Annotated in this window: 17 protein-coding genes; 3 read left to right on the plus strand and 14 right to left on the minus strand. The window is 40.9% G+C overall.

From position 1 onward, the window contains the following. Window positions 1–311: 311 nt before the first annotated feature. From miaA to JMX48_RS07460, 4 genes are all read right to left on the minus strand, one after another. Window positions 312–1,490: a tRNA (adenosine(37)-N6)-dimethylallyltransferase MiaA gene (miaA, locus tag JMX48_RS07445; protein ID WP_201536163.1), complete on the minus strand. Its 1,179-nt coding sequence runs from the start codon at window positions 1,488–1,490 to the stop codon at window positions 312–314. A 69-nt stretch (window positions 1,491–1,559) separates the two neighbouring features. Continuing rightward, on the minus strand, window positions 1,560–3,344 hold the full coding sequence (mutL, locus tag JMX48_RS07450; RefSeq protein ID WP_201536166.1) for a DNA mismatch repair endonuclease MutL: 1,785 nt from the start codon (window positions 3,342–3,344) through the stop codon (window positions 1,560–1,562). Between the two features lie 50 nt (window positions 3,345–3,394). Beyond that, the gene (gene tsaE / locus JMX48_RS07455; RefSeq protein ID WP_201536168.1) at window positions 3,395–3,925 is read right to left on the minus strand and encodes a tRNA (adenosine(37)-N6)-threonylcarbamoyltransferase complex ATPase subunit type 1 TsaE; all 531 of its coding nucleotides are present in this window, start codon (window positions 3,923–3,925) and stop codon (window positions 3,395–3,397) included. A 5-nt stretch (window positions 3,926–3,930) separates the two neighbouring features. Continuing rightward, complete coding sequence (locus JMX48_RS07460; RefSeq protein WP_201536170.1) at window positions 3,931–4,530, minus strand: 6-pyruvoyl trahydropterin synthase family protein; 600 nt, start codon at window positions 4,528–4,530, stop codon at window positions 3,931–3,933. A 628-nt stretch (window positions 4,531–5,158) separates the two neighbouring features. Here JMX48_RS07460 and JMX48_RS14165 point away from each other — a divergent pair. Beyond that, complete coding sequence (locus tag JMX48_RS14165; protein WP_021815223.1) at window positions 5,159–5,281, plus strand: hypothetical protein; 123 nt, start codon at window positions 5,159–5,161, stop codon at window positions 5,279–5,281. A 111-nt stretch (window positions 5,282–5,392) separates the two neighbouring features. Here JMX48_RS14165 and JMX48_RS07465 read toward each other — a convergent pair whose 3' ends face one another. The 7 genes from JMX48_RS07465 to JMX48_RS07495 form a co-directional block, all read right to left on the minus strand. Further along, window positions 5,393–5,725, minus strand: coding sequence for a YnfA family protein (locus JMX48_RS07465; protein WP_201536172.1), 333 nt, complete (start codon window positions 5,723–5,725; stop codon window positions 5,393–5,395). Window positions 5,726–5,731: 6 nt separating this feature from the next. Further along, on the minus strand, window positions 5,732–6,544 hold the full coding sequence (locus JMX48_RS07470; RefSeq protein WP_201536174.1) for a PhzF family phenazine biosynthesis protein: 813 nt from the start codon (window positions 6,542–6,544) through the stop codon (window positions 5,732–5,734). Between the two features lie 115 nt (window positions 6,545–6,659). Continuing rightward, entirely contained in the window at window positions 6,660–7,454 is a 795-nt protein-coding gene (locus JMX48_RS07475; RefSeq protein ID WP_201536176.1) for an SIR2 family NAD-dependent protein deacylase, read from the minus strand. Then, window positions 7,454–8,008: a non-canonical purine NTP pyrophosphatase gene (locus JMX48_RS07480; protein ID WP_201536178.1), complete on the minus strand. Its 555-nt coding sequence runs from the start codon at window positions 8,006–8,008 to the stop codon at window positions 7,454–7,456. The genes JMX48_RS07475 and JMX48_RS07480 overlap by 1 nt, the downstream gene beginning before the upstream one ends. Next, complete coding sequence (locus JMX48_RS07485; protein ID WP_201536180.1) at window positions 8,005–8,985, minus strand: adenosine deaminase; 981 nt, start codon at window positions 8,983–8,985, stop codon at window positions 8,005–8,007. The genes JMX48_RS07480 and JMX48_RS07485 overlap by 4 nt, the downstream gene beginning before the upstream one ends. 201 nt (window positions 8,986–9,186) lie before the next feature. Beyond that, the gene (locus JMX48_RS07490) at window positions 9,187–10,461 is read right to left on the minus strand and encodes a saccharopine dehydrogenase family protein (RefSeq protein WP_201536183.1); all 1,275 of its coding nucleotides are present in this window, start codon (window positions 10,459–10,461) and stop codon (window positions 9,187–9,189) included. A gap of 235 nt (window positions 10,462–10,696) precedes the next feature. After that, window positions 10,697–11,968 carry a carboxynorspermidine decarboxylase gene (locus JMX48_RS07495; RefSeq protein ID WP_201536186.1) on the minus strand — a complete coding sequence of 424 codons (1,272 nt, stop codon included), beginning with the start codon at window positions 11,966–11,968 and terminating at the stop codon, window positions 10,697–10,699. 90 nt (window positions 11,969–12,058) lie between these two features. On the opposite strand from JMX48_RS07495, the gene JMX48_RS07500 reads away from it, so the two are divergent. Beyond that, window positions 12,059–12,724: a DUF924 family protein gene (locus JMX48_RS07500; RefSeq protein ID WP_201536188.1), complete on the plus strand. Its 666-nt coding sequence runs from the start codon at window positions 12,059–12,061 to the stop codon at window positions 12,722–12,724. A 135-nt stretch (window positions 12,725–12,859) separates the two neighbouring features. Here JMX48_RS07500 and JMX48_RS07505 read toward each other — a convergent pair whose 3' ends face one another. Both JMX48_RS07505 and lpxB read right to left on the minus strand, forming a co-directional pair. Further along, window positions 12,860–13,753 carry a ribonuclease HII gene (locus JMX48_RS07505; protein WP_201536191.1) on the minus strand — a complete coding sequence of 298 codons (894 nt, stop codon included), beginning with the start codon at window positions 13,751–13,753 and terminating at the stop codon, window positions 12,860–12,862. 55 nt (window positions 13,754–13,808) lie between these two features. Beyond that, window positions 13,809–15,116: a lipid-A-disaccharide synthase gene (gene lpxB / locus JMX48_RS07510; protein ID WP_201536194.1), complete on the minus strand. Its 1,308-nt coding sequence runs from the start codon at window positions 15,114–15,116 to the stop codon at window positions 13,809–13,811. Between the two features lie 274 nt (window positions 15,117–15,390). On the opposite strand from lpxB, the gene JMX48_RS07515 reads away from it, so the two are divergent. Next, window positions 15,391–16,473, plus strand: coding sequence for a 3-deoxy-7-phosphoheptulonate synthase (locus JMX48_RS07515; RefSeq protein ID WP_201536196.1), 1,083 nt, complete (start codon window positions 15,391–15,393; stop codon window positions 16,471–16,473). A 115-nt stretch (window positions 16,474–16,588) separates the two neighbouring features. Here the strand turns inward: JMX48_RS07515 and pepN are convergent, their stop codons facing one another. Further along, window positions 16,589–19,189, minus strand: a complete 2,601-nt coding sequence (gene pepN, locus JMX48_RS07520) for an aminopeptidase N (RefSeq protein WP_265088771.1) — start codon at window positions 19,187–19,189, stop codon at window positions 16,589–16,591. Window positions 19,190–19,244 lie beyond the last annotated feature (55 nt).

Raw genomic sequence — 19,244 nt, forward strand, 5'->3', positions numbered from 1 at the left:
TATTGTAAATCATTAAGTAACCACTTGTTTCAATAGTATTTTTATAAACAAAAGTCAATAGAATGACTAAGAAACAGCAATAATAATGAGAGGTATATTATTCTAATAATTACAAATTATAACAGCTATCTACATTATACTTTGAAACTAATTGTCATTGCTTTCTTATATACTTATAAAGCTTTTCGCTAACTGTATTGTTAATAAATTTAGCTTTTTATGTAACTTGTTTTTAACGTATTCTTAAATATCGAATATTTATGACAATCATTGTCGATTGCTATGACCAAATATCTAACAAGCCACCGCTTTTATAGTAAATAATTTCTTGCCTGCGCCATCGTATCACATGTTTTTATTTTTATATCATTATTGACAGGATACTCGTTATCAATCAATAAACCAGATGTTATTGACGCCTCGCTTGAAGCAGAAGGCAGTTGCACTATTTTTCGCAACCAAGTGTACTGACGCTTTGCTAATTGCCTTGTCGCATATAATGCCTTATTTCGCATTTGCTGACAAGCAAGTGCCTCGTTTTGGCTATCAGCCATACCTGATTGTACTTGCGGCGAAAGCGTATCATTTCGTTCTGAATTTTTATGAGCGGTGTCTTCAAGTACTTCAAAAGCATTATAAAATTGTGCTTTATCGAGATGTGGTTTTTCAAATATAGGGCGTTTGATCTGTACCAAATATTCTAATACTTGCCGATAGCCAACGCAACGCATAGAAGGTAAGTTAGGTGTCAGCGGATAGCGCTCAAGCAAACTGATTACCTCGGCCACCAAACCTTCAGACCACATGATATCTAAACGCTGCTCTATACGCTCGTGCAGCCATGGACGATCAGGCATGACCGCTAATACATGCCATTGCTGATTTGGATTGTGGGCTAAAGCTTGTTTGGGTTGACGCTGCCAATCGCTGATTGGAATGTCTGTTTGTAGATAAACTTCAACTGCACGAGTAATGCGCTGGGTATCAGTGGCATTAAGACGCTGATGACTAATCGAATCCACTTTGCCAAGATAATCATACAATGCCCCAATACCTTCATCTTGTCGCCATTGCTCTACGCGCGCGCGAACAGTGTCGTCACTATCAGGCACCGGAGACAAGCCATCAAGTAACGCCATGTAATACATCATGGTGCCACCCACAAGCAACGGTATTTTGCCATTTTTATGGCAGCAATCAATCAGGCGCGCAACATCATTGACGAACTCAGCGACACTATAGCTTTGCATGGGATCAACGATGTCAACTAAATGATGGGGATAACGCACAAGCTCAGAAGCCGTCGGCTTAGCCGTGCCGACATTCATATCGCGATATATCAGCGCTGAATCTACTGATATTAGCTCATAACGTCCTGTATCGTATAACTCATACGCGAGCGCCGTTTTGCCACTGGCTGTTGGCGCCATCAAGCACACCACACTATTATCCGCCAGATGATCAGTTACGGTATCAGACGAATTTTTCATGAAATTGCCTTTTATAGTATTTATATGGTGAGTCATTAGAGCCTAGCACATAGACTGGCTTAAGCGCGGTTAGTGTGCAGATGAGAGCATCAAGGTGACCAGTCGATTGCTGTCTACGACTTTCATGGCATTTTTGATCAGTAATTCCTCGATATTTGCTATAAATGTCGCCGAATCTTGCACTGACATTTGAGCGATTACGCTGGCAAGTTTCTGATTAATATTACTAGCATTATTAACATTGTTGAGCATTTTATCTTTGTTAATTATCTCGTTGCCAAATGTCTGGTCGTTAAGTGTATGTGATTCAAATAACAAGCTGACCTTTAACCACCAATCATCTGCACTAACAAGTAAACACTGTCCTTGATGATAAAAAAGTAACCAAGGCAACGCTTTATCCTCACGATACTGCATAACAGAAGACTCAAATATTGATTCATCTAAGCGAGCAATGATATCTAAACAGTACGGTAAAATTTTTATTGATGTCGATACAGGCGCATTATTCAAAGGCCTAATGGTATCTGTTGAAGAAAAACTCAGCGTGTTAATCTCTTGATCTGATTGCCTATCAAAATGGAATTCTGCTTCATTTTCGAATGACTGCGCAGCTGCTGACAGCTGATAAGATTGTTTAGTTGACTGCACTTGCCTGCTCTGTGTGAAATCATGGGCAGAAGATGTCTGAGGCAATGTTGTATCGAGGGATTCGCTTATAGAAATAGGACGGTTTGGTATTTTTGTATTTTGCTCGCCAGCAATTTCCGTTGTATTAACCGTTTTTAGCTTTGCACGAAGCGCATGGCTTAGATGTGCCATGATATTATTTAATGGACTGATTTTAATACGCTGTTTGGACGGGTGTACATTGATATTAAGCCACTGCGTTGGCAAATCAAAATAGAGTGCATAACCGATGCCCGTAAGCTGCGTACCTTGAGCCAGCTGGCGAAGCTGATTGCTGATTAACGCCTCTTTGACCAGCCGTCCATTCACATAAATCAGCTTTGGCAATAGCTCTTTTTGATTATGCGTAGGCCATAACCAACCACTAATACCTGCATGACTGTTAGCCTTTTTGTTATCGCCATATTCGATTGACTGCTGTATTAAGCTAGATAAATTCACCGCTACATCAACTGCATTCTTCGTCAACGAGGTACCAATAGCTTGCTCAAGACGCGATAAAGGCAGACGGTTGTTATTACTGTTGTCAATGTCACTTGCAAATAATGATAACCGTTTTTTATTGTCGTGAAAAAGCGTCAGCGTAATGTCTGCTCGTGCTAATGCTACCTCACGAATGATCGTCTCAGCATGGCCAAACTCGGTTGCAATAGATTTTAAATTGCCGCGACGGGCTGGCACGTTAAAGTATAAATCTCTTACTGTAATCGTCGTACCACGATTATGCACAACAGGTAGCAGATTCGGTATATCATCCAATACACCAGCAACTTGTAATTGGCGACCGATACCACTGTAGTCATGGCTACTGGTCAGTGTCAGACGAGAAACAGCAGCCGTAGCTGCCAGTGCTTCACCGCGAAAACCCAACGTCATAATACCGTGCAGATTGGCCACATCAGCGACTTTACTGGTCGCATGACGGGTAATTGCCATCACCATATCATCAGGGTGGATACCGATACCGTTGTCGATCACTTCAATCATGCCCATACCACCTTGAGTGATATGCACCTCAATATTAGTCGCACCCGCATCGATAGCATTCTCAAGCAATTCTTTGACCACAGAAGCTGGACGTGTGACAACCTCGCCAGCTGCTAATTGATTGATCAGCAGCGGCGATAGTTTTTTGATGCGTATATCAGAGTGGTTATTGGACATGGATAAATATCATGAATCTTTAGTGTTGTTTGCAGTGTGTTTGATAAAAACTAAATGTGAAGTGCAGACAAATCTAACCCTTGCGCTTGTCCTACACTGGATAATTGCAACTCAATTTGACGCGCTGCTTTATCATTATTGCCGTTGTCAATTTGAGTCATATCAATAAACAGGGACGGCGGTGGTAAATAGCTGTCAGCACGACTGGCCCATTCGATAATAACCAGCGCATTTGGCTCATCCAAATACTCATCAAAGCCGATAAAAGACAGTTCTTCTGGATCTTGCAAGCGATACAAATCAGCATGATAGACAGGCTTAGTTGACCCATTTTCTTGTTGAATACTATAAGGTTCAACCAAGGTATAAGTCGGACTTTTCACTGCGCCTTTGTGACCCAGCGCCTGCAACCAATAGCGAGTCAACGTGGTTTTGCCAGCACCCAAATCCCCTGATAGCCAGACACTACCAACGATTGGCAAAGCAGCCAATTGCGTGGCTAAAGCTTGCGTATCTGCTTCGGAATGTAGTATCAACATTTTCGCGTTTTTATTATCTTTTATACTATTGTCATTAGACATCGGGCTTAATCTGCCTTTACTTGCATCGTTACCGATGGATTCACGAAATTTTCACCGCGAATCAGCTTGGCATACAGCTCCGAATCGTCCCACTCAGCGCGAACTTGCTCGCTGAATTCAAACGCGTCTAAAACAAGTTTACCCATTTGCTCATTAGCAACATCATCAGCAAAACACTGCGCATAACCCGTTGCCGTTTCATGCGCAATTACTGAGTAAACACTAACGTCTGTCTCACCGTTTTGCATTTGAGTTTGCTTCAAAATCTCTTGCGCCCAAAAGAATATCACTCGCGAAAACTGCTCTGCTGATGGTGACACTGGCAAACTTATCCAGCGCGCACTGAACTTTTTACAAGCGGCAATATATTCAGGATCGTCTTTACTCCAAAAACAAATAGCATGATCAAAACTATCAATAATGTCTTTAATCGAAGACTTTAACAGACCAAAATCATAAACCATCTGTCCGTGGTCTAAGCGCTTAGCCTCAAGAATCAATTCGATCTGATAGCTGTGGCCATGGATAGAGTGTTTGCAGCGCTCAGAGCTACAGTTACGAACGATGTGAGCATTTTCAAATTTAAATAATTTACGGATACGCATAATAATTCATCAACCAAAACAGTAAGCATCTTTGTGCTAAATAAGAGTTTGCCGCGTCTACTCATCGGCTTGTTGATCATTATAGCAAATTGCCGTGTATCCGTAAGTAAGGACTTATGAATACTCATATTTATTGAACGAATCAACTAAGGCTATTTTCAAAGGCGGTTTTCAGAGACAGTTTCTAGACGCGATGTTGGCTAAAAAACCTAAACGAGATATAGTCAGGTCAATATAAAGAAGAGACAACGGGGCTGAGATAAGTTGTTTGTCGCTTCTGTCTGCCCAGGCAAGCAGGCAAGCAGGCAAGCAGGCAAGCAGGCAAGCAGGCAAGAAAAATTTATCCCAGTCACGCAATATAGTGTTATGTATCCATTTTATTCAGTATCGACTATAGATTAAATATCAATATGAAGATTGTCTATAAAGTAGTAGATAAATAAATTTTAGCAAAAAAAATTTATCTGCATCGTAGGTAAATTGTGCCAGCGCTATCTATTGTGCGGTCTTAAGCCTATACTCAATTCAATACGCAGTGTCTGCATTAACTGTATCAATATACCGTCTTTAAGTCATTTCAATCTAACTTAAAAAACGGCAGTATATGTTACCTCAAGAGGAAAAAATAATGAGCAAAGGTCAAGATAGTAAGAAGAACGTTAAGAAGAAACCACTTTTAACCGCAAAAGAGAAAAAAGCTGCCAAACAAGCAAAAAAAGATGACAATGGCAGTATCTTAGGCAAACACTAAGGTCTGTTGAAGACTCAAAGATTAAGTGCGTTACTATCTTAATTGAATATACGCTAATTGAATCTATGCCAATCGACCTCACGGTTTGATTGGCATTTTCATATCATATAATCACGTACTACGCGGCGCAAACATAATAATCGCCATTCCGAGTAGTGCCACCGCAGAACCTAACATGTCCCACGTGGTTGGCCGAATACCATTTACCGTCCATAGCCAAATAATTGCCATAACGACGTATACCCCACCATAAGCGGCATAGACTCTACCTACAGCCGTTGGATGTAGCGTTAGCAGCCATACGAATACTGCCAAACTAATTATACTGGGAATAAGCAGCCAAATTGACTTACCTTCTCGCAGCCATAGATATGGCAAATAACAACCGATAATTTCTGCTAGTGCAGTAAGGGCAAAAAGCCCAACTGTCTTTAATTCAGTCAACGCGCATCACTCCTCGATCGTAATAAATCCAGTCAAATATTGCACGGCATTGCCAGAAATAAGTACTCTATCATCTACAACCGCACAGTCTAGAACTCCGCCTCGACTTGACGCTTGATAAGCAACCAATTCATTTTTAGCTAAACGCTCCGCCCATAAAGGCGCAAGACCAGTATGCACCGAACCAGTTACTAGATCTTCCCCGCCACCATTATTTGACCAAAAATAGCGTGATATAAAATCATACTGATGATAAATATCCGACTCAGCCTGACAAGTCACCACCACATTTAATGGTAACAGCTCTTTTAATTTCTCATTATCACGACTGACATTGAATACATCAGACTCAGAGTCATAAACGACGAAATAGGCTTTTTCGTTGCGGTAAACTTCAATAGGTACAATAGAGAGACCCGCTAATAAACTGTCCGGAATATCATCAACTTTTTTAGGCTTTGTGTTTGGAAAATCCATTTGAATTTTGCCAAAGTCAGTTTTTATGACAGTAAAAGTTCCAACAGCTTTGGCCGAAAATTTGATCGATGTTAACGTAGGATTTTTCTTGAATAAAACAAACGCTGAGGCCAATGTACCATGCCCGCAAAAAGCAACCTCAGTGAAAGGTGTAAACCATCGTATGTGATAAATACCTTTGTCATCTGAGACGATAAATGCCGTCTCAGATAAATTATTCTCGAAAGCAATTGATTGCATCAAATCGTTAGCCAGCCAATCATCGGTAATGATGACTGCAGCGGAGTTACCTTTAAACAAAGTATCAGTGAAGGCGTCAACAACGTTTATCTCTAATTGCATGTGATGTTCTCTTTTTAATTGTTCTTTTGTTTCTATTGACAGTGCCTTTAAGGTCATTGTCATTTAAAATCAAATAACTTAGCGCTTACTCTCGTTAATGAGCTTTGTCATTTTACTAAATTCGTTGAAACTCACTGAGAAATTCTTTTAGTGCTTCGCCTGCATTATCTATCTCTGAAGAAATCATACTTATTCCCCACTGTTCAAGTATTTTTTCCTGAATAGGGTTCGGTTTAGAAGAGAAAATATATGATTTTGGCTGCCCATCTCCCTTTGGATTATCTTTCCATAGTTTAGATAGTTTATAAAATAAAAACCTCAAATTTATATCGTTCAAACTATACCCTATGAACAAAACCGATTTTCCCAGTATATCCGCTCGTAGTTTTATGTCTAATGGCGACTCGAACTCTAAACGCTCAAAGTAGCTTGTTTCACCTAATACTATTGATTCATCATCATCGAAATCACCATGGAATTTAATCACCTGCGTGCTACCATTTCTTATTTTTGTCATATCTGAAACAGAGGATATTTTGGTGTATGGCATACTATGATGGTCTAAAGCATATTCTATCCATCTATCGTAGTTTGTTGTGTAGATAATAGGAAATTTAGCTTTTGCAATATATTCATGGATTTTTGATTTAGATATATCGATATGATCCGCATGCCATTTCCTGTCCATCCAGCTTCTCAACTGACCAATATTACCCTTCTGGAGTATATAATACTCAGCTAAAGATAGACTTTCTCCAAAGGTCTGATATATCTCAGGATCGTAACCTAAATCTTCCGAAATTTTATCTATCAATGACTTCCATGAAGGTAAGCCAAGATTCATAGAGACTCCTGCGCCAACAAAAAGTATTACATTTCCTTGTCTAAATGAAGATAAAAGCTGCTCCATTACCTCAAATCTCCCTTTAAAAAGTCCTTAAATTTTTCAAAAGCAATTCTTCTCATTGAAATCTCATTTTTTCTATCACCCATTTCAGCAAATGTTTCTGTCTCGCCATCAGGAATAAAAACACAATCCCATTGAAAGTCACGATTGCCTCTTGGTTCGGGCGCTATTTTTCCGCTTACACTTCCTTCGAACATGTATACTTGCATTGAATCACAGTAGCCAATAACTGTTTTCGCTGAGAGCTTATTATTGTTATCTGAGCCAAAAAATCTTGTAAATTTGTCTGCTTGTAATTTATCCCAAAATATTTGGGTTAGACCACCTGGAAACCCGTTCAAGTTTTCAATATACAATCCAGTATGTTCAACAAATACTGGGCGTCCAACGAGCTTAAAAGCTTTCAAGAGTTTGTCTTTAACTAGCATATCAACATCTTCGGTTTGAATTTCATTGATAGCATAATTGACCGCTATAACCTCGAAGCCCGTTTCCGAAAGGATTTTATTTATTTCATAAATTTTATGATTATTTTTAGTAATAAATCTGATCTTCATGACAACCCCTTGAGAAAACTATACTTTTTTTGATTTGAATACATATTACTCAGATATAGTGTATTTTTAGTTTCAAGCAAAAATTCATAATAATCAAAGCTAAGAGAAGAAGAGTGAATTGCCGGATTATCAGAACAAATTACAAATGGTATATCGTTATCAATGAAATCTTTTACTGGATGATGCTCATGCTCAGCAACTGCTTTTGTAAGTCTATTACTAATAGGGCATATCTCAAGGCATATATTTCGCTCTTTAAGTAGATCCATTACTTCATTTGATTTTGATGCAGCTGTTCCATGTCCAATTCGATCTGCTCCAAAGTCTATTATAGCTTTTTTTATATTTTCACAGTTTCCCGTTTCACCAGCATGAATGGTAACATTAAGTCCAAAATCAGCCTTAGCCTTTTGAAATAATTGACCTGTTCCTTTTGGAGAATCAATGTCTTCATTACCTGCCAGATCTAGTCCTACAATACACTTATGTAGTCCAAGATATTTATATGCTTTCAATAAGGCTCTAAGATGTTCTAAAGCATAGTCACCTCTAGATACCGTTAGGATTAAACCTGCTTTAATATCATATCTATAAGATGCATCTTCTATCTCTGTAATTAACCAAAGCAAAGCTTCCTTTACTGTAATTTTGTTCAGTAAAGCTATATAAATTACACTGTTACGGATTTCAACAAAATCAACATTATCTGCTTTTAGATTTATGAATGCACTTTTTACAATAAGTTTAAGACTTTCTCTGTTGTTTGGTATTAATCTCAACACTTGCCATGGCTTTAGATATTCAATAAGAGAATTAGCTGGTTTCAAAATAGTCAAGTCTGTGTTCAAATCAAAATCGTTAGGAATATCACAATGTTCATGCCGAATTAGCATTTTAATTACTTCAGTGCTTACTAAACCGTTCAAATGAACGTGAAGCTCTCCTTTCTTTAATTTTTTTATACTATTTAGATTCATTTATTACCACCAAACTTAGGTTATCTATAGCGGAGGTAGTTTAGTAGCTGATATAGCAACTTTAATTCAAACCACGATAGATAGTAGCAAGAACATGATGTTACCGCTAGGATTAGTAGCTATCCTCATTCCTAATATAGTCAAACATAAAAAAAGCCTATCTATAAAAGATAAGCTTTTTTATTAAATTAAACTCGCTGACTAAATATCAAACTCAAGCGCTCTATCACCTTCGCTATCCTTGATACGTGTTGGCAAACCAATCTTATTTAGTAGATTGATAAATGGTTTGGCATCCAACTCTTCGATATTGACCATCTTGCCCGCATCCCATTCACCAGTAGCGACTAACATGGCAGCCGCGACAGGTGGCACGCCTGCGGTATAAGAGATACCTTGACTGCCCACTTCGTTATAAGCGTCTTTATGATCTGAGATATTATAGATAAATAACTCGGTCTCGACGCCATTGATTTTGCCTTTGACCTTGTCACCAATGCAGGTCTTACCTGTATAGTTAGGTGCCAACGAGCTTGGATCTGGTAGTACTGCTTTGACCACTTTTAGCGGGATTACTTCTTGACCTTCGGCTGTCATGACAGGTTGCTCAGACAACAAACCTAAACTCTGCAAGACAGTGAAGACATTAATATAATGCTCACCAAAGCCCATCCAAAAGCGAATGTTTGGCACATCTAAGTTAGCAGATAACGAATGAACTTCATCGTGGCCGCTTAAGTAGCTGTTTTGCACGCCAACAACAGGTAGATCGTCAGTACGCTTCACTTCGAACATCTCATTAGACTGCCACGTGCTATCCTGCCACGAGTAAACTGTACCGGTAAATTCACGGAAGTTAATCTCAGGGTCAAAGTTGGTAGCGAAGTACTTGCCATGGCTGCCAGCGTTGATATCAATGATATCAATATCAGTCACTGAGCCTGCATCCATCATGTCATAGCTAAGACGCGCATAGGCATTGACCATTCCGGGATCGAATCCTGCACCTAAAATAGCCGTGACATTATTGTCTGCACAGCGATCGCGGCGTTGCCATTCATAATTACCATACCATGGCGGCGTCTCGCAGATTTTGCGTGGATCTTCGTGAATAGCGGTATCGATGTATGCCGCGCCGGTCTCGATACAAGCTTCAAGCACAGTCATATTAATAAATGCCGAGCCAACATTAATAACGATTTGAACGCCTGTAGCTTCTATCAGTTCTATCAACGCTTGGGTATCCATTGCATCGACTTGGTGCGTGTGAAATACCGCAGGCATTTTAAAGCTATCTTTGTCTATTACATTTTGGGCAATGGCGACACATTTATCTAAAGTGCGCGAGGCAATATGGATGTTGCCGAGCACATCATTATGCATTGCACATTTATGCGCAACCACTTGAGCGACACCGCCAGCTCCGATGATGAGTACGTCTTTTTTGTTGTGCTTAGTTTTTTGGTTTGTGTTCAATGAACAATCCTCCTTTGTGCCCCTGTCGATACCATCAATAGTGGCTATGCAAAACAGAAACGAGTGAATGATATGCGTGAATTAAAAAGGAAGACCGAGGAAAACCCACGCACCCGTCGGACAAATATCACTATTTTTGCCCGTGGAGATTATAACAATTTTTACATGCCTTTCGGCAATAATTAACAGATAAGATAACCAATAGTTTTATCTATCAAAAATCATAAGACTGAAATTACGATAAGCTTGCCTTATAATCTTGATAATCAAACTCGCGTTGCACATCGATATTGCCGTCCAGACGACGAATAACAATGGCTGGCATATTGACACCGTTAAACCAATTTTTCTTGACCATGGTATAACCTGCGGCATTACCAAAGGTAACGGTATCTCCTACTTTTAAGTTGTCTGACAACACATACTCACCAAATATATCGCCTGCTAAACAGGAACGACCATAAATAATCGTGTTTTCTGTCGCTTCTTCTGGTGTGCCTGTTACTTGCTCCTGCAACTCTGAGGCATTGACAGAAGAAATAACAGGAGTAATATCAAGGGTGGATTCATTGATAGCTGCAATGGGTGCGGACTCACGGTAAATAAGCAAATCAAGCATATGCGCCTCAATGGAGGCGTCAACGACGGCAAGGTTTTTTTCATTGTGCATGGTATCTAACACCGTTGTGACTAACGAGCCAGCACCGTGGATACTCGCTTCACCTGGCTCAAGATAGACTTGTACACCATAAGTTTCGCTAAATACTTTTAATCTGTCGGCAAGTTTTTCTAGTGGATAATCAGGCGCAATAAAATGAATACCACCACCCAAACTGACCCACTCAAGCTGCTGCAAAATATCTCCGAATCGCAACTCGATGTCAGCCAGGCTTTCACTGAACGCCTCAAAACTGTCATTTTCGCAATTGTTATGAATCATTACGCCGGTAATGTCATCCAGTACTGCTATAATCTTATCCTTATCATGCTCACCAAGGCGGCTAAAAGGACGAGCGGGATCTGCAATAATAAACGATGAATTGCTAGTTTTAGGATTAAAACGCAATCCGACTGGAACATTTTTTGCCACCGCTTGATCTTTAAAAGCATTTAGCTGCGAGATTGAGTTAAAAATAATCTTATCCGCATAACTCAATACTTCAGCAATCTCATTGGCGCTATAGGCCACGCTATAAGCATGGGTTTCTTTTTTATTTTCGGCATTTTCTTCTGTTTTGCTATCTTCTTTATTATTGCCAAAAGTCTCATAGCCCAAACGCACTTCATTCAACGAAGACGAGGTAGTACCATGCAAATAAGGCTGCATAACATCAAACACACCCCACGTGGCAAAGCATTTAAGTGCTAACAATGCTTTTGCACCAGACAGCTCGCACAGTCGTGCAATAATCTGCATATTTGCAACGATTGCCGCTTCGTCAAGGAGATAATATGGCGTCGGCGGCAGTGATAATCGTGTGTTTTTTACTGAGTTTTTTGAATTCATAAGAGGTTACCTAATAGCCGCTATTGGCATCATGACAGATGTAAATATTTGCGCTATAGTAGACTAAATTCATTATAATTAGAATATCTTATGTCATTATCAACCGATTATTCTACTGCTCGTAGCCAAACCAAATTATCGCAACTTGATTCACAAAATATTAGTTTAGAGCATCTTGATCCTGATGCTTGTGCCGTTTTGGCTTTTTGGTTTGATAAAGACAATGAACAATATTGGTTTGCAAAAAATGATAATTTTGATCAACAAATAAATGACAAGTTTGGCAAAATTTGGCAGATGGCAAGACGAGGTGAATGCGTGACGTGGCGAAATGCAAATACACCAAAAGATAGCAATAGCTCAATCACTTCTTTAGCGGGGCGTTTAGCAGAAATTATTGTTTTAGATCAGTTTTCACGTAATTTATGCCGCGGGCAAGCGCGTGCCTTTGCGCAAGACAGTATGTCAGTGGTATTGGCACAAGAAGCCATTCAGCAACCACATTTTGGCGCCCTGCCAGTAGAGTGGCGCAAGTTTATAATCATGCCATTTATGCATTCAGAATCATTGATGATTCACGAGCGGTATCTGCCACTGTTTGAACAATTGAATGATGCGGAAACATTAGATTTTGAACAACGCCACAAGGATATCATTGAACAGTTTGGCCGTTATCCTCATCGTAACGATACGTTAGATCGCGAGTCAACTGATAAAGAAGAAGCTTTTTTGCAGGAGCCAAACTCGTCGTTTTAGGGCATTTTAAATTTAAATTCTCGTTATAATCTTTAAAAAAACATCTGCTTATCATTTATGAGTAGATGTTTTTTATTGCTTATTTTATAGTTTTTATTTTTACTTAGGCTATTTGTAAAAGAGACTACTACTAATTTAGCATTCGTTCTCAAGTACTTTTCTAACGGGTGCAAAACTGCGTCTATGGGCAGATAATACACCGTACGTCTCAATCGCTGCCATATGCGCCTTGGTTGGATAACCTTTGTGTTTGGCGATACCGTATTCTGGGTGCTTGACATCAAGAGCATACATGGCTTCATCACGACTCACTTTTGCCAATATACTGGCTGCCGCGATACTGGTATGACGCGCATCGCCCTTTACCCAAGCTTGAGAGTCAATAGCTGATTTTTCGATACCTACTTTCTCAAGCATGACATAGTCTAAATTAGGACAGCGATTACCATCAAATAATAGTTGAAAGTGCGAATCATAGCTCACCTGAGAGGCTATATAGTTCGTTTCAATCGTATCAGTAATCAAATGCTTGGCAATATCCTCCAACAATGCTTCAGCACATAAACGCATGCCAAGCATCGTCGCTTGTAAGATGTTGACTTGATCGATGACTGCGGCTGGGATTTCAGCGACAACATAACCAATGGCATAGCGCTGAACCAACGGATATAAAACATCGCGTTTTTTTTCACTCAGCTGCTTTGAGTCCGTCAATATAGATAATGGAGTGTCCTTGAGTGGCTGATTCTCAATCAGGCCTGACCAAGCCGCTGGTAATATCGCAGCAGCGACATTGACACTGCCCAATAGTGGTCCGCGCCCTGCTTCGTCAACGCCAATCTGTAGCGTTGTTGGTTGCAGATCTTCACTTCTATTTTTCGAGTATTGAGTGAGTAATTCAGAAACATTCAGTTGACCAAATAAATGGACGGACTCAGCCAGTTGAATGTATTGCCCTTTGATATCAACTTGCTCAATACTGAGTTCAATCGGTGTCATGCAGTTTTTTATAAAATGCGGATTACTCATAGCGTTAAAATGTCTTTTTATTAAGAAGATAAGGATAATTTTGAGCAACTGTTAATTAGATTTTACGACTGTCTTGAACAAACCACTGTTCAATCACACTGTTGGCAGGCTCATGATTGCTTTGCTGTTCTAACGCCTGCTTAGTGGCTACCAAATCTTTTAATTGCTCAGCGTAGGCTCTGGGCTGCATGAGCCGCATGACTGTACGGCAAATATTATCGCCACTTGCCTGCTCTTGAATAAGCTCAGGTACGATCGCGGTATTCGCTAAAATATTGGGTAATGCCACATACGGTACTTTTACCAAACGCTTGGCAATTTGATAGGTCATTTGGTTTAATTGATAAACCACTACCATGGGCCGCTCAAGTAGCATCGCCTCTAAAGTTGCTGTACCAGAGGCAAGCATAATGACATCGGATGCTGCCATCGCTTGCTGACTAAAATCTGGCTGGCTGTCATCATAAACCACGACGATAGCGGCTCGCAGCTGCTCTGAGCGTTGATCAATGACATCTTGAACAATATATTGATGGTTTTGATCAACAGTTGGAATGATAAAGCACAGCTTAGGATCTAATAATATGAGTTTTTGGATACCATCCAACATCAGTGGCAAGATCGCTGTGATTTCACCACGTCTAGAACCTGGCATCACACAAATGAGCTGGCTGACGTCGTCAAATCGTTCGATAAAAAACTGCTGCAAACCATCATTGTGCCAAACAAGCTCGCTACGTCGCTGATTGATTGGCGTATCTAATAACGTTTGATCAATGGTGCGAAGTAGCGGATGACCGACACATATTGCCGGATGATTATGGCGCTCATAAACGGGCAGCTCAAATGGGAATAAGCACAATACTAGATTGGTCGCGGCTTTAATATTATGAATACGCGACTCACGCCATGCCCAAATAGAGGGGCTGACATACTGCACACAAAAGATGCCTTGAGGCTTCAGTTTTTTGGAGACTCTTAGGTTAAAGTCGGGCGCATCAATCCCAATAAACCAATCAATATTAGCTGCCTTAAATGCGGTTAATAACTCACGGCGGGCTTTGAGCAAATCGGGCAGCTGCGCCATGACTTCCACCAATCCCATCACTGCCAAACGCTCTAATGGAAAAATGCTTTGTAATCCTTGCGCTTGCATATTGCTACCACCAACGCCCACCCAAACAATATCATCACGTAGATTATTCATCTGTCTCATAAAGTCTGCGCCCAGGCTATCCCCTGACACCTCGCCTGCGACTATGCCTATAATAAGCGATGCACTTTTTGATTCAAGCAATCGATGGTTAGTCGCCGTCTGCTGTGTTAAATCAGTATATTCATCAGGCGTAGCAGAATCTGTCATGACAAGCTCTCAATATTAATAATAAGAATTACAAAAGGCGCACTATTTATTTAAAATTAACTACAACGTCATACTACTTATGTTGCCATCATACTTGACGCAGATACAAATAGCGAAATCAGAGCGATTTCTTTTATTTTGAATCAACATTATAACGATGTTTTGTTTTAGATATTCCAGTTATGAATCAATTAACTGCGCGACAACCCTTGTCAATCAGCATTTTTGTCCTCATAATGAATATTCCCATACATTAGCTAGACGACATATAATCATGACAACACCAGCTACCCATAATGCAGATATTGATGACGTGAATATTGAAAAATTTATTCCTTTGATCACCCCCGATGAGCTAAAAACCGAGCTGCCTTTATCAAAAAAAGCGTATGACACGGTACTAAAAGGTCGCAATACCATCCAAGATATCTTAGATGGTAAAGATAAGCGCCTGTTTGTGGTCATCGGCCCATGCTCTATTCATGACATTAAAGCCGCCCACGAATATGCCGATCGTTTGGCCGTGTTGGCAAAAGAGATCGAAGACAGCGTGTTTGTCGTGATGCGCGTTTATTTTGAAAAACCGCGTACGACCGTTGGCTGGAAGGGTATGATCAATGACCCTGATATGAATGATAGCTTCGATATCGAAAAAGGTCTACGTACGGCTCGTAAGCTACTGCTTGATTTGAATGAAAAAGGTTTGCCTTGTGCGACCGAAGCATTGGATCCAAATACCCCGCAATACATGCAGGATTTAATCAGCTGGTCAGCCATTGGCGCACGCACCACTGAAAGCCAAACGCATCGCGAAATGAGCTCTGGCCTATCGTGTCCTGTTGGTTTTAAAAATGGTACTGACGGCGGTATGACAGTCGCTGTCAACGCCATGCAAGCAGTAAAAGCCGGTCATAGCTTTTTAGGTCTGTCATCAGATGGCAAAGTCTGTATCATCAAATCTAAAGGCAACCCTTACGCCCATGTGGTACTACGCGGTGGTAACGGTAAACCGAACTATGACGAAACAGCTGTTGCTCAGGTTGAAAATGAGCTGGCAAAAGGCAAAACCAATAGCAAGATTATGATCGATTCAAGTCATGCCAATTCAGGCAAAGACCCTTATTTACAGCCAATGGTCATCAATAACGTGGCCGAACAAATCAAAAACGGTAATAAGTCTATTATCGGCATGATGATTGAGAGTCATCTAAAAGGTGGTCGTCAAGAATTAACCGCTGATTTAGAAGCACTCGAATACGGTGTATCAATCACTGATGGTTGTCTAGATTGGGAAAGCACGGTTACTGCTATACATAGTTTACGTGATATGGTCAAAGACGTATTGCCTAACCGCTAGTAGATATTGGCTATCATGAATTGATTCTACGTCAATCGCAAAAAGCCCGCCTGACATGATTAATGTTAGGCGGGCTTTTTATTATCTACTCATTTATAAGTAAGTCTATCTACCATTAACTATTTTCGGCCTTTAGTACGCTATCTAAACTTTCAAGTACATGTTTAGAAGCGGCATGCTTTTGCAGATCTAAAAGACTGTCATGCGCCATTTGACGACGCGGCTCAGCCAATGTGTTCCATCGTGCCAACACTTGCAATAAGCGTGAGGCCAATACAGGATTGGCATCGTCCAGTTTTTTAATCACCCCAGTATAGATATCGAGACCGTCTTGGGTCCACAATACTGTCGGCTGTGCGCTAAAGGCACTAATCACTGAGCGCACACGATTTGGCGTATTCCAATCAAAGTCCTCATGATTAAGCAATGACTGGATAGCCCCAACACTCACGTCATCGGCAGACGCTTGCACACTGAACCACAAGTCAATAACCAAATCATTCGCTTGAAAGCGCTGATAAAAATCTGTCAAATAATCATTCGCTTTTGCCACTTGATGATTGACCATTGCTTTTAATGCGCCAAAACGTTCAGTCATACAGCTGGCATTGTCATACTGCTGCTCGGCCCATTCTACTGCACCATCAACGTTAGCAGTCAATGCCATGTCTAGTACAACGTTACGCAAAGCACGTTTGCCGCGAGCTTCAGCGCTATCTTCATAAGACTGCATAGGCAGCTGTTTATAAAGCGTTGCCCACTGATCTTTTAGTGTATTTGCCACTTGTTGATACAAGCCTTCACGCTGTACTTTAACCAACTGTGGATCGTAATCTTTAGGAATGGCAGAAGCCAACTCCTGCGCTGATGGAATATCAAGCAAGCGCGCTGCCAACATCGCATCATCGGCGGCTAGCACTGGTAACGATTGCGCCAATGCTTGCAGATAGATTTCAGGGCTGCTCTTGGAGCCTTGAGATTGCAGTAAAATACGATTTACCAGCATTTGTGTCACTTGCCAGCGATTAAAACCATTGGTTTCGTGCTTGAGTAAAAATGCCAAATCTGCATCTTGATAATCATAGTTGAGCTGTACGGGTGCGCTAAAGTCACGTAATAAAGACACGACAGGCTCGCTAGCAACCCCTTCAAAAACAAAGGTCTGCATTGCTTTATCTAACAGCAGCATACGTTCGGTGATGATGTTACCTGTGTCTTTGTCAAACAGCGCCGTCGCTACTGGAATTGGTAAGGGTTTTGGTGCATCAAAACCGCTGACATGGCGTGTTTGTTGATTCAGAGTAATGGTCAGCGTTTGCGCTGCACTATCGTAATTTTGGTGACCAGATACGACTGGCGTGCCCGGTTGACGATACCAATCGATGAAGTTTTCGATTTTATCATCAGTGATACTGAGCGCAGACAAAAAGTCCTCAACCGTCACGGCTTGCCCGTCATAGCGGCGGAAGTACTCATCAGTCCCTTTACGAAAATTATCTGGCCCTAAGGTATTAGCAATCATACGGACGATTTCTGCGCCTTTTTCATAGACGGTTGTCGTATAAAAATTATTAATCTCAACGAAACTCTCAGGACGCACAGGATGCGCCAATGGTCCTGCATCTTCGCTAAACTGATGCGCACGCAAGGTGGCTACATCATCAATTCGCTGTACGGCACTCGACTGCTGATCAGCTGAAAACGACTGATCACGGTAGACGGTAAAACCCTCTTTTAAGCATAGCTGGAACCAATCACGACAAGTGATGCGATTGCCTGTCCAATTATGAAAATACTCATGGGCGATGATGGCTTTCACACTAAAACTACGGCTATCAGTTGTGGTTTCAGGGCTAGATAACACGCAGGCGGTATTGAAAATATTAAGACCTTTATTCTCCATCGCGCCCATATTAAACTGACTGACCGCGACAATCATATAACGATCTAAATCATAGGGTCGGCCATAATTGACCTCATCCCATTTCATAGCATCTTTTAGCGCCTGCATGCCGACATCACATTTATCGATATCAGCAGGCTTTGCGTATATTTCAAGTAGGACATCTCGACCTTCGCTCGTTGTATAAGAATCGGTCAATACATCTAAATCAGCGACCACACAGGCAAATAAATAGCTTGGCTTATTCGTTGGATCATGCCAAATAGCATAATGACGGCTTGGTTCGTCTGCCACTTCACCCGCCTCGACCAAGTTACCATTGGCCAATAGAGTTGGATAGCGCTTATCCGCCTCAAGACGTGTCGTAAATATCGCTAACACATCAGGACGGTCTGGATAAAACGTAATTTTACGAAAGCCTTCTGGCTCACACTGAGTGACAAACATAGTATCGTCGCCACTACCTGCCATATAAAACCCTTCAAGAGCCGTATTGGTTTGCGGACAGATGCGTACTTGAATATCCAACACGGTCTCATCAGGCGCATTAAAAATCGTAAGATTACCTGCTTCTTGCTGATAATCGTCAGCAGCCAGTTGACTGCCATTCATCGTAATCGCCAGTAGCTCTAAGTCTTCCCCCAATAATACAAGCTCGCCTGCGGTTTGGCGCACCATTTTTAGCGTACTGTCTACCTGTGCATACGCTTCAAACAGCTTGATATCTAAGCTGACAGTTTCAACATCGAAGCTTGGTTTTTTATAATCTTTTAGGTTGATTTTGCTAGGCGCATGCGGCGGTACATCGGGCATTTCTGGATTGATGATTTGAGCATCGGTTTCAGCGGTAGACATATGAATTCCTATT

The sequence above is a fragment of the Psychrobacter immobilis genome (assembly GCF_904846225.1).
GTDB lineage: Bacteria > Pseudomonadota > Gammaproteobacteria > Pseudomonadales > Moraxellaceae > Psychrobacter > Psychrobacter immobilis_F.